Origin of the sequence: Stieleria maiorica (assembly GCF_008035925.1) — a bacterium.
In the GTDB taxonomy this organism is placed as follows: domain Bacteria; phylum Planctomycetota; class Planctomycetia; order Pirellulales; family Pirellulaceae; genus Stieleria; species Stieleria maiorica.
In genome coordinates, this window is record NZ_CP036264.1 from 5,222,928 (window position 1) to 5,238,215 (window position 15,288).

The following is a 15,288-nucleotide window of genomic DNA, read 5'->3' on the forward strand; positions in this document are numbered from 1 at the left end:
ATGAATACAACGGATAGTGTGTTATCGTGAGTTTGATTGGAAAAATCCGAAAACTGCGACGCATGGGGCCCGCGGAAGTCGGCGGTCGTGTGCTGAGTGAGTTGCAAGTAAAAAAACTGCACTGGGCGGCTCGGCAAAACGGATCCAGTAATCGAGAGTTCGCCGTCCCAGTTGAAACTGCGATCCAGCGTTGCATCGACCTGGTTCCCGGTTCGGGCCAATCGGAGCTTGCGCGTCTAAGGACGCAGTATCCGCAATACTTCCAGTCACTTCAGAAGAAATCCGAATCGATCGGCGGTCGAATCGCATCTGGCTCCTACTCGCTGTTGGGCAAGCCTTTTTCGGCAGACCCCAAAATTTGCTGGAACACGGACCCCACCACCGGGCATACTTGGTCCGATGACTTTTTCAAACAGGTGGCATATCACAAGTCGCCCGGGCACGTCGATTTCAAAAACATTTGGGAGTTGGGACGACAGCAGTATGCTGTCGAATTATCACGTTCGTGGCTGCTTAATGGGAATCGCCAGCACGGTGAACTTGCCCGCGACATGGTGCTAAGTTGGATCTTCCACAATCCGTTTTGCCGTGGGATCCACTGGACCAGCGGACTCGAGGTGGCGATGCGAGCGATCTCGTGGATTTGGACGCTTGCCAACCTGAGAGATTTTCCCTTTTGGGCGACACAGCAGAGAGAACGTGTGATTTCCAGCCTGGGGCAACACGCCTACTACCTGGAGAATCATTTTTCGTTCTACAGCAGCCCATACAACCATGTCATCGGCGAGGCATCCGGACTCTGCTTGATTGCCTGCGTGTTGCGAGAGTCGAAGCATGCCAATCGCTGGAAGCGACGGGCGATCCAAGTTCTCAAGGATTTCGCCCCAAGGCAGTTTTACGCCGATGGATTTTGCGTGGAACAGGCGATGGGCTACCACTACTACACGCTCGGGTTCCTGGTGTTGGCGGAGTCGGCGATGCGCATCGACAACGGCGCGGGGCTGGGGATGGACGATCTGATGGTCCAGGCGTTTCGCACCGGGGTTGCGTTTCGACAATCCGACGGCAGTTGGCCGGCAATCGGCGACGTTGATTCGGCGCAGTCGATTCCAGTTGCTCGTGACGAATACTGGGATTTTTCGCCGATGCACCAGTTGGCCGCCGTCCTTTTCGAGGATCCACTGATCGCGGTCGAGTCGGATGCCGGCACGCAAGAGGAAGACGGTTTCGGGTTGGGTGACGAGCTGTATTGGTTGACCGGTTGCAACGGTCTCAGACGCAGGACAGAACTCTCGGCTCGGCCGACAAACCCCATCAGCGTCTTCCCCGATGCAGGCTACTTCGTCGCAGGGAACGGCAGCGATCATGTCGTGTTTGACGCCGGGCCGATCTCTCACGGATTGCATCGGGATTCGACACCCTCGGCGGCCCACGGACATGCCGATACGCTGCAATTGCTTTATCAATTCGACGGCAAGCCCGTTTTGATCGACAGCGGCATGCCCAACTACGCCGGCAACCCGCAACGTGCCGCCCATTTTCGTTCACCTCAGGCGCACAACACCGTCAGCCTGTCGGACGCAGAATTGGTTCGTTCCAGGGGCGTTTTGGATTGGTCAAATGAAGTCCAGACACCGACATTAAGACATTCGGGCGATTCCGACCGCTGGATCGCATTTGGCGAAATTCAATGGCCCGATTGCCGCATCGCTCGGCATATTCTTGCGATTCCCGGACGGGGCCTCTGGGTCGCCGACTTGCTGCACAGCGAACATCCCCGGACCGCAACATGGCACTGGCAGTTTCCTCCCGGTTCGGACCTGACAATGCTCGCGTCGGAACCGGCGATTCACGTTCGGGGAACACCCCGATCGGTCCGCGCGGTCGGATCGGTGCCCCTGTCGACGGGTGAATTGTGTGATGGCGATGAGAACAAGCAACGTGGCTGGACCAGTCCTGGTTACGGGGTGATAGAACGCGGCTGCACATTGACCTATCAGGCGCACGTCGAATCCGCGGCGGTCGTTCTGACGCACTTTGGGGATTGCGCTGAAAACGTTGGCTTCGATGTCGACGGCTGTCGCGTGCAGTTTTCAGCGACAGAAGACGATTCCAAGGCAGAATCGTGCGACAGCGCCGGCCGAGGCAACTGGTTCATTCTTCCTACGACGGCATGACCAACAACGACTTGAAAGTACTGGTAGTTAGTGCGGCGTTCCCGTCAACGGTCGACCCGACGCGGGGAATCTTCGTCTACGAACGAATTCGAGCGCTTTCGAATTTGCCGGGTGTGTCGGTCCGTGTGATCTCGCCCACCCCATGGGCACCGGGAATTCGATCAATTCCAAAATTCGAATACTTTTCCAAGCTTCCCAATTCGGAAGTATTTCATGGGATCACCGTTGATCGTCCACGCTATCCGCTGCCGCCTAAGATCGGTGGATACTTTCATCCCCAGCTGATGTCTGGTTCGTTGCTGTCGGCGGCTCGCAGAATTCACACGCAGTTCCAATTTGATTTAGTCGACGCGCACTGGGTGTACCCCTCGGGAGCTGCGGCTGCCAAAGTCGCCCGGCAATTCAACGTGCCAGTTTGCATGACGGGGCGGGGTGAAGACATGACGCGTTTCCCCTCGATGCCGATGAAAGGCAAAAGCATCAGGCGGGCATTAAGAGCGGCCGACGCGTTGATCGGGGTGAGTCGTCAAATCTCACAAGCAATGATTCAACACGGAGCTGAAGCAGAGCGTGTGACAACGATCGCCAACGGCGTGGATATCGAGAAGTTTCGCCCCCTTTCATCGCGAGCGTCTCGCCAACGTCTCGGTTTACCTACCGATCGCAAGATACTGTTGACTGTTGGAGATCGGTTGGCATTAAAAGGTTTTCACGTCGTGATCGAATCGCTACCGCAGATTCTGCAGCAGCATCCCGACGCGATGTACGTTTGTGTCGGGGGGCCGGGACGGCACGGTCGTGATTATTCGGATCAAATTCAGGCGCTGATCCAACGTTTAGGACTGCAGGACCGGGTGATGATCGCCGGACCACAGGACCACGACTCCCTGGTTGACTGGTACAATTCGGCCGACCTGTACGTGCTCGCCTCATCGCGAGAAGGTTCGCCCAATGTCCTGCTGGAAGCCTTGGCGTGTGGCACACCGGCCGTTGCCACGACCGTTGGCGGCGCAACCGATGAAGTCATTGACGGGGTGACGGGTTTCCTGATGGAACAACGAACCTCGGAAACTGCCGCAAATGTCATCACAAAGGCTCTGGGGAGAACATGGGATCGTCAGGCGATTCGGGCCGGAATGGAACAGAGGTCTTGGGCGCACACCGCGCACAAGGTGATGAAGCATTGGGAATTCGCGTTGGCTCATCCGACGTCACGCGATGAGCAAGTTGTGACAAATGGATAAGCGAATTCTTTACATCTCTTGGGCAGAATCCTGCAGCCGCAGTGATCAAACGGCACGAGAATTAGGCGGTGTTTCCGAAATGGTTTACCTGGGGTGGTTGGGAAGCCATCCATTGACCATTTTGCCCAAGTACTTGGGTCAGACGGTGATGACGTTTTGGCAGCTTGCCCGCCATCGTCCCGGAGCAGTGTTTGTCATGTCCCCGCCGCTCTTTGCGGCGCTACCGGCCCTGCTTTGGAAATGGATCTTCCGCACCCCTTTCGTGCTCGATTGCCACACGGGCGCTTATACCAATCGGCGTTGGCGTCATTTCCAGTGGCTGCAACATTTCCTGGGCAGGCAGGCGGCGGCGAACATCGTCACCAATAACCACCTAAAAGAATTGGTCGAGGAACACGGTGGCACGGCCGTCATCGTCCGTGATGTTCCAGTCGTTTTCGAGACGACTGAGAACTATCCCCTGTCCGACGGATTCAATGTCGCTGCGGTTTGCTCGTTCAACTATGACGAACCGATTTCCGAGATGTTCAAGGCGGCCGAGCAATTGGATGACACGAGCTTTTATTTTACGGGCAACCCCAAACACTTGTCCGCCGAGGTGGCGTCACAAAAGCCCGACAACGTTCGCCTGACCGGGTTTCTATCCGACCAGGAGTACGGGAGCCTGCTCCAGCAAGCCGACGTCGTTCTGACACTGACCACTCAGGATCACACGATGTTGCGTGGTGCGTGGGAATCGATTTACCAGGGAACGCCCGTGATTGTCTCGGACTGGGGGATCCTAAAAACCTCCTTTGACCGGGGCGCCGTTCACGTCGACAATACCTGCCAGTCCATCGTCAACGCCATTCGGTACGCTCAGTCCCATCGCGACGATCTGCGCAACGGTGCCATCAGCGCCCGAAATCAGCGGATCGAACGTTGGCAAGAAGTCAAACGCGTGCTGATCGAAAAGACCAACTCCTAGCGTCATCGATCATGTGCAATGCCGATCACCGCCAGTTTCCCCTCAGCAGAGTCGGACCATGAAGTTTTCGCAGCATCGACTCGACCAAACGCGACGAATCTACTCCTCCATCGACGGAGAGGTCCATGTCCGTGATGGCACTCCGATCTCGCGACCGACTCCCACTCCTGACGCGGTCAATCCTCAAGCGCTCGCGACGTTGTTGTATGCCGGCACCGTTTTTCCGCCGGACACCCTGTTCCGCAATTTCTACGCGATCGGCCCTGGAGGGACGCTATCGGTTGACGGAGCAGAACCCGACTACGATGAGCCCAGCGATCTGTTCAAAGAAGACATCGGTCAACCGGAACCGTTTGACCCGATCACTTGTTTGGCCGAGTCGATGGATGCATCCGATGTCGATCTTTCGCAGTGCAAATTGCTCCTTAGTGAGGGAAAAGATTCCACCGGAATTGCGATCGCACTGGCCGAACTGGGAGTGAAGGTCGACTGCGTTACGTTTGCCAACTCCGATTCCAACGTGGACATGGTGACCGACGTCGCCCATCGCTTTGGTCATCGTTTAGAGGTGGTGCGTTATGACGACCTGAAAATTCCCGATGATCACTTACAGACGCTTTCCCAGGTCTTTGAACCGACGGTCGACCAGGCGTTCCTGTCCTATTTGCTTTTGCCCGCGAGCGTCTTTCAGGGATCGGTGATCATCGACGGCATGGGCAACGATTTTTACATGGGGCACTTGCCGACCAAAGATCAATTCAAGGCGACAAATTGGTGTGCCGTGGCGAATCGAATCGTGCCCCGCGGCCTGCGTGATCGCATCAAAAGGCGTCTATTTCCCAACCGCGATTACTGCGGAATTCCGCTGCGAACGTTCAGCGAGTGTCAGGGGCTCTACAACGGCTTTGATCGTGGCGTGTTGCGAAACGAGATCGCAGAGCCGCGGTCGTTGGACGAATTAGATCGTCGCTGGCAGGAATTTGGGTTTCAAAAAGGACGCGCCCTGTCGCGCGGTCGCTATTTGGATACCTACAGTTTTTGTGGAAAATCGATCGCCCTGGCCGAAATGGCCGGAGCCAAGATCTTCTTTCCCTGGGCAGACCCGAAAATTGCGGAACGTTTCGAAGGCTTGCCGCCGGAATCAAAATACCAGTGGCCGACGGTCAATAAGCTGCCGCTGCGCGAAGCGATCAACAAACGATTCCATTACGAGCAGGCAAAAGTCGGATTCCGCGCCCCGATCGACGGAATCCTGGATAGCAATCGTCAATCGTTCGATCAGGCGGTCAAGGCATCAAAGCTGATCCCCGAGCGTCTGAAGCGGGAGGTCTATCATCCCTCACCGTACAAAAATCGGTCGGTTGCCTGTCTGCTGGTGGCGCTCTGGGAAAAGTACTCCGGGGCGGCTTGAATAATCGCTAAAGCTCGCGTTACACCGTCCAAAGCGACAGAACACACGGAGTTTGGGCGAACCGGTTTGGACAGGGGTGATCAAGCAATCAATATGACGCACAACAGTTTTTCTCCCGCGGAGCGTTTACAGTGACTCGAGTCGCAGTTTTTGGAATGGGATACGTCGGCTGCGTCAGTGCGGCGTGTCTCAGCCGAGATGGCCACAGCGTCATCGGCGTGGATATCGACCCCGGCAAAGTTGAATCGATCGCGTCGGGACGTTCACCGATTTTTGAACCCGGCTTGGACGAATTGCTGAAACAGCAGGTCGATTCCGGCCGGTTGCGGGCGACGACGGACGTTGCGGAGGCGGTTTCGCAATCGGACGTCGCGATGATCGCCGTCGGGACGCCGTCCGAACAGGACGGCATGGTTTCGCTCAAGGCGGTCCGTGCGGTGCTCACGTCGATCGGACAAACGCTGGCCGACCAAGACGACCGAGATTACACGATCGTTCTTCGCTCCACGCTGCTTCCCGGCATCCTGGAGGACCAGTTGATTTCGTGCCTGGAATCGACCGGGTGCGCGTTGGGCGCTCACGTCCGGGTGTGCAACAACCCCGAATTCTTGCGTGAAACGACCGCCATCAAAGACTATGACTGCCCACCGTTCATCGTCGTCGGGTGCCAGAATCCCGCCGATGCCGATGCCGTGCTGGATCTATACGCCGACCTGCCCGGCGAACGTGTGGTCACCGATTGCAGAACCGCGGCCATGGTCAAATATGTTTGCAACGCGTTTCACGCCGCCAAGATCGTGTTCGCCAATGAGGTCGGTGCGTTGGCCAGTTCGATGGGCGCTGATGGTCAAGAGGTCATGAAAATCGCCTGCAAAGACACTCAATTGAATATCTCGCCGGCTTACCTGCGTCCTGGGTTTGCGTTCGGCGGTTCCTGTTTGCCCAAAGATGTCCGGGCACTGAACCGCTATGCTCAAGCTCAGGCGTTGGAGACAAACCTGTTGTCATCACTTTTACCGTCCAATGAGGCTCACATTCGCCGTGCCTTGAACGTGATCAAAAGCCAAGGCTGTCGCAGGATCGGGCTGGTCGGGCTGAGCTTCAAAGCGGGAACCGACGATCTGAGGGAAAGTCCGCTGGTTACACTCGCCGAGACACTGCTGGGACAAGGATACGAGTTGCGCATCTATGATCCCGGCGTGCGTGTCGCCAAGCTGATGGGTACGAACTTGGCCTACGTGGACACTCGCCTTCCCCACTTGGCAGCGCTGCTGGTGTCCGAATTCGAGGAAGTCTGCTCGCATGCGGAATACTTGATCTTGGGAACCGATGTCGCCAACGAGGTTGACGTTCCGCTGGCGCTGCAGAACCAAGTGTTCGACTTGAGGCGAGATCTGGTTGTCGCAAACCCGCAACCGGTCACACCGTAAATCATGCGGACGGCAGCACGACCAAGACATCGCAGTGGTAATTCAACGACCGCTAAATCGCGTCGGTAATTGGACGTGACCGAAGATCGCCCCAAAGCCTTGGTCCTCGGCTCCGACACCCGCAGTTTTCTGTCGACCATTCGGTCCCTCGGACGACGTGGCGTCGAAGTCCACGTGGCGTGGTGTGCACGCGACAGTGTTTCCGTCCGATCGAAGTACGTTCATTCGGTGCACAGCCCCCTTCGCCCACCGTCAGGCGGTTGGGTCGAGGAGTTCGAAGCGTTACTGCAGCGCGAGCAGTTCGATTTGGTCATTCCTTGCAATGACCCCAGTATTCTGCCTCTGCACCAAGAACGCCAACGCTTTTCCGACCATCGAATCTATCTGATCGATGAAGGAATCTTTGACACGGTGATGGATAAAGCGGAAGTAAACCGAATCGCATCGGCCGCAGGTTTGCGATTGCCAAGGGAAGCTGCAATTCGTGGCAAGGAAGACTTCGATGCCCTCAACCAGATCACACCGCCCTATGTGCTGAAGCCGACACAATCGTATGTCTCCAGCAACCTTGGGCAAAAGAACCACGTCGCCATTCTTCCGGAAAAACAGAGTGCAGTTGCGGCGATCGACAGAATGCTCCGCAGCACCCCGGTCGCGGTGCAAGAGTATTTTGAAGGCGTCGGTGTCGGTGTTGAGTTCATCGCCCGAGACGGTCGAGTTCTCTCGGCATTCCAGCACCAACGACTGCACGAACCGCCCGGTGGAGGCGGCAGTTCCTACCGAAAAAGTTGCAAACTTGACCCGGAGCTTGCCGAGGCGACCGAAGCCCTTGTTGGGGCACTCGGTTACACCGGGATCGGGATGGCCGAATTCAAATACAACCCGACCAGTCGCGACTGGATCTTCGTCGAATTGAATTCGCGGTTTTGGGGATCGCTGCCGCTTGCCGTCAATTGCGGCGCCGACTTTCCGGCCTATCTGTTCGACATGCTCTGCAATGGTCGAGAGGACTTTCCACGGGACTGCCGCGAAAACCAGACGTGCAGAAACTGGTTGTTGGACCTGAAATGGCTGCAGAAAACCGCATCCGCAAACGGCACATCGCTACGTCGACATGCGGCGCTGGCTTGGCAATTGATCTGCGAGTTGCGTTATCCGATGACGCTGCGTGAATCGTCCGACACTTTCAACTGGGATGACCCCCAGCCGGCGATCCGGGAGTTGACGGATTCGGCCGGAGCGATCCCGCGTCGGATTCGCCGCAAGCTGAGCAAGAAAGCGCTCCAAGTCCCAGCGCTACGCCGCCGTGCCCGGCGACACCTTCTCGGTCGAATCTCTGCGGCCCAGCATGTCTTATTCGTTTGCAAAGGCAACATCTGCCGTAGCCCGTTTGCCCAACGTTATGCACTGACGAAACTCCGACATGTGCGGCACATTCGATCCTCGGGGTATTATCCCAAACAAAGTCGCCCCTCACCGGAAAACGCACAGACCGCCGCATCGCAGTTCGGTGTCGATCTGGGCGATCATCGATCCAGCGTACTTTCGCAGGAAATGGTCGACGATGCGGACCTGATCCTCGTTTTTGACGAAGAGAATCGCGACGAAATCGGATCACGCTATCCACGGGCCAAGGCGAAAACCTACTTGCTGGGAACATTGCTCGACGACGCCGACGCAGTCATCACCGATCCCTACGGCGGATCCGTCGAAGGATTCCACTCGATCTACACCAAGATCACGCGGGCACTGGACGGTGTCCCAAACTAGCCGGCATCAGGAAGTGAGAAGGCAAAAGATCCTTTTTCTCCAGAAGCGTCTGCTTTTTCCGACAGACACCGGAGGCAAGATTCGGACGTTGAACATCCTGCGGCATCTTGCGTGTTGGCACGACATCACGTACCTGTGCAACATCCTCCCGTCGGAAGAACCCTACCTGGACGAGATGAAGAACCTGGGATTGAAAATGGAAACGATCCCATGGACAGAAACGCCGCGCACGAGTTGGCGATTCTATGTCGATCTGGCGAAGAACCTGTTCTCGAGCTATCCCTTCAATGTCAACAAGGACCACGATCCCCGGCTAAGGCAAAGAGCCGCCGAACTGTTGCAGCAACAGGACTTTGACCTGCTTGTCTGCGACTTTGTGCAAATGGCGCGCAACTGCATCGGTTTTGACCAGATTCCCAAGCTGTTGTTCCAGCACAACGTCGAAGCGCAAATCTTCCAGCGTCAAGCCAAGCGGGGCGGCGGCCCGCTGCGGCGGTTGTACATGTGGCTGCAATGGAAGAAAATGCAGCGGTTCGAAGCACATGCGGGGAATGACTTCGACCGCGTCGTCGCGGTCAGCGATCGCGACCGCGAGACCTTTCAGGAAAGCTACGGTTGGACGCACGTTGAGGTGATCGACACCGCTGTCGACACCGATTATTTCCACCCTTTGGATCTTGCCCCGATACCGCGGCGTTGCGTTTTTGTGGGATCGATGGACTGGCTTCCCAACGAGGATGGCGTGCTCTACTTTGTCCAAGCGATATGGCCACTGATCAGGAAACAACTGCCCGACGCCACCTTTTCCATCGTCGGTCGAAATCCGTCGCACGCAATTCGTGCTCTCAACGGGAATCACGGGATCCACGTGACCGGAAGTGTCGCCGATGTTCGCCCGTTTCTTTCCGAATCCGATATTGTCGTCGTTCCGCTTCGGGTCGGTGGCGGGACCCGATTGAAGGTCTACGAGGCGATGGCGATGAGAAAACCTGTGGTAAGTACATCGATCGGGATCGAGGGCTTGAACGTCACGCACCGCGAGAACGTTTTGATCGCCGACGATCCGGCAACATTTGCCGAGCACGTCGTCGGTTTAGCCAACGACCCCGGATTCCGAACCGAATTAGCGAACAACGGATTGGCCATGGTCCACCGATCGCACACGCCGGTCGTGGCGGCAAAACAATTTGAGTGCGCGTGTCTGGACGCGTTAGGGAACCGATCAATTTCCCCGACGGACGACATGGCGACGACAAGTACGGCAAATTGATGCGGCAGGCACTGAATCGCGCTGACGAGCCTTGGACATGAGAATCGTAGTACTTGGGAACGGGCAATTCGCATCGAATTGCTTGAACGTTTTTTGCAAGTTCGACGATGTGGACGTTGCACTGGTACTGATCGACCCTGACGTCAGTGCATTACACGGGTTGTTGGAAGCGACGTGCGATCGCCACGCGATTCCATGGAAACAGACGAGAGCCGTCAACTCTCCCAAGATCGTGCGTGAAATCCGGGATCTGGAGCCGGATTATCTGTTCAGCATCTATAACATGAGGATCTTGCGAAACGCTCTGCTCGACACGCCCCGTCTTGGGACGATCAATTTTCACAACGGTCCGCTTCCGCGTTACCGCGGACTGAATGTCTACAGTTGGGCGATCGTCAATGGTGAATCGGAATACGGAGTGACATGGCATTTTGTGGATCAGGGTATCGACACCGGCGACGTCATCCTGCAAAAGCACTTTCCGTTGGATTGCGATGAATCACCGTTATCCTTGTCAAAAAAGGGATTTTCTGCGGGCGTCGCGCTTCTCGAAGACCTTGTCCCACAACTGCTCGACGGCAGTTTCCGTCGGATTCCCCAAGACGCTTCGAAAGCAGTCACCTACACCGGCAAAGACATTCCGAATTCGGGCTGGATTGACCTGACTTGGCCCTGGCAACGGGTAGAGCGATTTGTCCGTGGTCTAAATTACCTGCCGTTGCCGAACCCGATTTCGATGCCGACACTTAGCCATCAGGGCAAACAGTTTCATCCACATCTTGTTCAGTGGTGTCGTCAAAACGCCGACGGGGAAATGCCCGGGCAGGTCGTCGGATTCGATCGCAGTTCGTTAGAAATATGTGTGGCGGATGCGGTCGTTCGCATGTCCGACATCGTCGACGCGGACCAGAATCCGGTTGATCTACCAGATCTTCTCTGCGACCTCGATCTGGGCGTTGGCACACGACTTTCCAGCGAATCCTGATTCATGTGTGATGTCTCCCGAGAGTTCGATTGCGATGCGTAACGCATCAGATTCGCCACCTTCGAATGCGGTGAAGGAATTCTGGCTAGGCGCTACCACGCCGTCCTTGTTAGCCGTAACACTCGCCTTTTTCATCCCGGCAAGCTTGTTATTGACCGCCTTGCTGCTGATCACTCCGGAATTCATGGTCTCGGAGAACTTTCGGTACCTTTACGACCGACGCAGCAACGACACCGACAACTTCGTGACGCACAAAGTCTTGTCGTTCGTGCCTCCAAAGGGACAGGCAGTCTACCTTTTCGGTTCCTCGTCCACACGCGAAGCGATCCATACGGAAAAACAACTTGAGCGGGCGATAGCCGCGCACTCCGATCAACGCGTGAACGTGTACAACTTTGCGAATGCCGGTGCATCGTTCTGGGAAACGTTTCAGGTTGTCGATCGGTTGCCGAAACTGACCAACGGCATCGTTGTCATCGAGGTTCGCCCACTGCACTTCTGCAGAGGTGTCGATCGACTGCGTGAGGTCATCGAATCGCCACGTCTAGGCGTGACGTCACCGATGATCGATTCGACAGCGAGAGCGAATGGGATCCAGGTTCCCAGGCGCCTGGGAATTTACGCCTGGGACAATCGTCGCTTCTTTTTGGCCCGGATCCCTTCGATTCCGAAAAACCTGATGGATCCAATCGTCGTTTCACAATCACGACATCTTGCCGCGGAACAGGTAGACCAGGTGACTTGGACCGACCACATCGAAAAGCGGACGGATTTGCTCGCATCATTCCAGCAGAATGTTGCGGATACGTCAAAATTCCTGAAGGCATCGATCCGCCGGTTGAAACAGAACGACAACGTCCAGGTCGTCTTGTTGGAGGCGACGATGAGTCCTCGAATGAAACGCCATGACATCGATCGCGGTTTCTGGCCTATTTACCAAAATGTCATCGCCGACGTTAGCAACGAGTGCGACGTGATGTACTGGGACATCAATGATTCAGTTCCGGAGTCTGGCTATTTGGATTGGGCACATCTCCGAAACCTCGACGCGAAATCCCGGTTCGCCGACGCGCTCGCCAAAAAGGTTGCCGAGCAACTGGACGCGACACGATGAAGCGAACCTTTAGAACCGTCGGCTCCATCGTGCAAGGCATTGTACTTGGCGTTCTATTAAGTGTTGCCCTGTGGAAAATGCTTTCCATTGCCTCTGGCGCCCGGGTATTTGATTACCAGGGTTTTTGATGGCGGATAAGTCACCGTGATTCAGTCGATCTGGTTTTGGGCGGTCATCCTGCTTTCGGTCCCGATATTCTGGTTGTTGGCCAAGGGATTTCGACTGTCGTTCCTATCCATCGTCTCATTTGGCTACCTGCTATGGATCGCACCACTGAGCGTCGTGTGTTTGCTGGGATTCAGCATTGCGATCTACGCGATTGCGAAGACCGTGCCGCGAGAGCGTTCCGGAACACTCTACGTCGCGTTCGCCGTCGCGATCGTTGCATTTCTCGCGGCCTTCAAATATGCGGGCCCGATCTTACAGAGTTTCAATTCAGCCGAACTTCAATCCGCGCAGTATCTGATACCGCTTGGAATCAGCTATTACGTTTTCAAGCTGTTGCATCTGGCAATCGAATTGAACCGTGGCTCGATAGGGGACCTCACACTGCCGAGCCTATTGTCCTACGCCTTTCTTTTCACGACGTTTTCATCCGGCCCGATCGAACGATACGATCATTACGTGGCGAACCAGGAGACGACTCCCAGTCGCGCGATGTTTGCCGAAGGCTTGTGGCGGATTGCCATCGGGTTGATCAAGAAATTTGTCGTCGCGGATATTTTAGTTGAAATGCTCTTCGGCAGCATTTCCCGGTCTCAACTGATGCACTTCTTACCGGGCATGTCTCCGCTACGAACGTGGGTCTTCTTGGCGACCGCGTTCTTACGAGCGTACATCGACTTCAGTGCCTACTCCGACATTGCCATTGGTGCCAGTCGACTTTTCGGTCTTCGCATCATGGAAAACTTTCGGTTTCCGATTTTCGCGATCAACCTGTCCGAGTTCTGGAAACGTTGGCACATGACGTTGACCGGATGGTGCACGTCGTACATCTACATGCCGACGATGGGACGGACTCGAAGTCCCTACGTGGCGGCTTATGCGTCATTCATCGTGATGGGCATCTGGCACGGAGCAAGTCTCAATTGGGTTGCGTGGGGTGTTCACCACGCAACGGGAATCTGTATTTATGGCATGTGGAGTCGATTCAAACGGCAACGCTACCGGGATTCACTGAACGGTCCGGCGTTTCGGGCCGGGGGGTGGTTGCTGACCATGGCATTCGTATCGATGGGTTTTGCATTCATCGAGACGGCTTCCTCTTTGGACGCTCTACGGGTGATCGCAAAGCTTTTCTTCATCACGCTACCAGTTTCTTGAAATGTTTCGTTTCACACTGCATGACCTTCTGTCTGCCAATCTCCGCGACAATGCAGACTCGATCGCGATTGTTTCTGGCGACCAGGAGATCAGCTACCAAACGCTTGCCCGACGCGTTGACGTTTTAGCAGCGTGGCTTCATCGCCACGGGGCGGGCCGAGGGATGCGAGTTGGCATCCACATGCGAAAGAGCCCCGAAGAGATCATTGCCACGCTTGCTTGTGCACGTGTCGGCGCAACCTTCGTCAACATCAGCGAAACGTGGACGCCCGCACAATTAAGCTACATCGTTGAGGACTGCCAGATCCGCATCCTGCTGACCGATTACCAGCGAGCGAAGCGGGCTCATCAGGCCGACGTGCTGTCGGGTTTAGAGCACATCGGATTGACTTCCGCGGGAAAAACGCCGGTACCGGGAACCACCGAGTTGCCGAACGACGGGGACGCAATCGATGCTTCAGTCGATCTCCCCATCGACGCCGATCTCGCAGCCTTGCTTTATACCTCAGGCTCGACCGGCAAGCCGAAAGGCGTGATGGTGACGCATCGCAACTTGATTGACGGAGCCCGTAGCGTCGCGTCCTACCTGAACAACACGTCCAATGACAGGATCCTTGGGCTACTTCCGTTGTGTTTTGACTACGGCTTGAGCCAGTTGACTACTTCGTTGCTGGTCGGAGCAACGAATGTCCTGCAGCCCGTGGCGATGGCAACGGAAATCGTAAAGACGATACAGGAAGCGAAAGTGACCGGACTTGCCGCGGTCCCTCCGATCTGGATTCAATTGGTACGGTACCTGGAAGATTCCGGTGTCCGGCTTCCATCCTTGCGATACGTCACCAACTCCGGGGGGAAGATCCCCGACGCGATCCTGCGTGCAATGCCCGACGTCTTTCCGGATGTGGACTTGTATTTGATGTACGGGCTGACGGAAGCATTTCGTTCGACGTACCTCGAACCGTCTCGATTCGCAGAAAAAAGAGGCTCGATGGGACGGGCGATCCCCAACGTCAATGTCTTCGTCGTCGATGAAGAACGCGGACTTTGCGATCCCGGGCAAAAAGGGGAACTGATTCACCGTGGCAGCCTGATCAGCCAAGGCTACTGGGGCAATCCCGAAGCGACCGACAAAAAAATCAGGGTTTGCGATCACTTGCGACACTTGCTGGGCGACGAAAAAGTGCTCTTCAGCGGTGACATCGTCACGATGGACGAAGACGGGGATCTTTGGTTCGTGGGCAGGAATGATGAGCTGATGAAATGTAGTGGCTTTCGCGTCAGTCCGACAGAAGTGGAAGAACTGGTCTTCGCGAGTGGGCTTGTCGGTGACGTTGTCGCATTCGCCGCCAGCGATGAGGAATTGGGGCAGATCATCTGCGTCGCCGTGTCCGCGCGAGATGGGGACGAGCTGGTGGATGTCGCGGCGATTCGTCGGCATTGCCAAAAGAACATGCCCAATTACATGGTCCCTAAACAAATCCACCGTTGGTCAGGGAAAATGCCGCGGACGGGCTCCGGTAAGATTGACCGGTCACTCGTTCGAACTGCCTACCTTGATGGTTGAGATCACTTTTCACCTCCTTCTCCGAGTAGAAAC

12 protein-coding genes are annotated in these 15,288 nt (G+C 55.9%); all 12 read left to right on the plus strand.

The window, feature by feature from the left end:
- The first annotated feature begins 26 nt into the window (after positions 1 to 26).
- The 12 genes from Mal15_RS17715 to Mal15_RS17765 all read left to right on the plus strand — a co-directional run bounded on the left by Mal15_RS17715 (position 27) and on the right by Mal15_RS17765 (position 15,255).
- Positions 27 to 2,177, plus strand: coding sequence for a heparinase II/III family protein (locus tag Mal15_RS17715; RefSeq protein ID WP_147868984.1), 2,151 nt, complete (start codon positions 27 to 29; stop codon positions 2,175 to 2,177).
- Positions 2,174 to 3,421 carry a glycosyltransferase gene (locus tag Mal15_RS17720; RefSeq protein WP_147868985.1) on the plus strand — a complete coding sequence of 416 codons (1,248 nt, stop codon included), beginning with the start codon at positions 2,174 to 2,176 and terminating at the stop codon, positions 3,419 to 3,421. The genes Mal15_RS17715 and Mal15_RS17720 overlap by 4 nt, the downstream gene beginning before the upstream one ends.
- The gene (locus Mal15_RS17725; protein WP_147868986.1) at positions 3,414 to 4,388 is read left to right on the plus strand and encodes a glycosyltransferase family 4 protein; all 975 of its coding nucleotides are present in this window, start codon (positions 3,414 to 3,416) and stop codon (positions 4,386 to 4,388) included. The genes Mal15_RS17720 and Mal15_RS17725 overlap by 8 nt, the downstream gene beginning before the upstream one ends.
- Before the next feature lie 58 nt (positions 4,389 to 4,446).
- The gene (locus tag Mal15_RS17730) at positions 4,447 to 5,799 is read left to right on the plus strand and encodes an asparagine synthetase B family protein (RefSeq protein WP_147868987.1); all 1,353 of its coding nucleotides are present in this window, start codon (positions 4,447 to 4,449) and stop codon (positions 5,797 to 5,799) included.
- A 131-nt stretch (positions 5,800 to 5,930) separates the two neighbouring features.
- A complete protein-coding gene (locus tag Mal15_RS17735; RefSeq protein WP_147868988.1) occupies positions 5,931 to 7,229 on the plus strand; it encodes a nucleotide sugar dehydrogenase in 1,299 nt (432 codons plus the stop codon).
- Positions 7,230 to 7,304: 75 nt separating this feature from the next.
- Entirely contained in the window at positions 7,305 to 8,999 is a 1,695-nt protein-coding gene (locus Mal15_RS17740; RefSeq protein ID WP_147868989.1) for an arsenate reductase/protein-tyrosine-phosphatase family protein, read from the plus strand.
- 88 nt (positions 9,000 to 9,087) lie between these two features.
- On the plus strand, positions 9,088 to 10,269 hold the full coding sequence (locus Mal15_RS17745) for a glycosyltransferase (protein WP_167546883.1): 1,182 nt from the start codon (positions 9,088 to 9,090) through the stop codon (positions 10,267 to 10,269).
- A 37-nt stretch (positions 10,270 to 10,306) separates the two neighbouring features.
- Positions 10,307 to 11,254, plus strand: coding sequence for a methionyl-tRNA formyltransferase (locus Mal15_RS17750; RefSeq protein ID WP_147868991.1), 948 nt, complete (start codon positions 10,307 to 10,309; stop codon positions 11,252 to 11,254).
- A 34-nt stretch (positions 11,255 to 11,288) separates the two neighbouring features.
- Entirely contained in the window at positions 11,289 to 12,368 is a 1,080-nt protein-coding gene (locus Mal15_RS17755) for a hypothetical protein (RefSeq protein WP_147868992.1), read from the plus strand.
- Complete coding sequence (locus Mal15_RS34920; protein ID WP_261344504.1) at positions 12,365 to 12,496, plus strand: hypothetical protein; 132 nt, start codon at positions 12,365 to 12,367, stop codon at positions 12,494 to 12,496. The genes Mal15_RS17755 and Mal15_RS34920 overlap by 4 nt, the downstream gene beginning before the upstream one ends.
- A gap of 16 nt (positions 12,497 to 12,512) precedes the next feature.
- Positions 12,513 to 13,691 carry an MBOAT family O-acyltransferase gene (locus Mal15_RS17760; RefSeq protein ID WP_147868993.1) on the plus strand — a complete coding sequence of 393 codons (1,179 nt, stop codon included), beginning with the start codon at positions 12,513 to 12,515 and terminating at the stop codon, positions 13,689 to 13,691.
- Position 13,692: 1 nt separating this feature from the next.
- Positions 13,693 to 15,255 carry an AMP-binding protein gene (locus Mal15_RS17765; RefSeq protein ID WP_147868994.1) on the plus strand — a complete coding sequence of 521 codons (1,563 nt, stop codon included), beginning with the start codon at positions 13,693 to 13,695 and terminating at the stop codon, positions 15,253 to 15,255.
- Positions 15,256 to 15,288 lie beyond the last annotated feature (33 nt).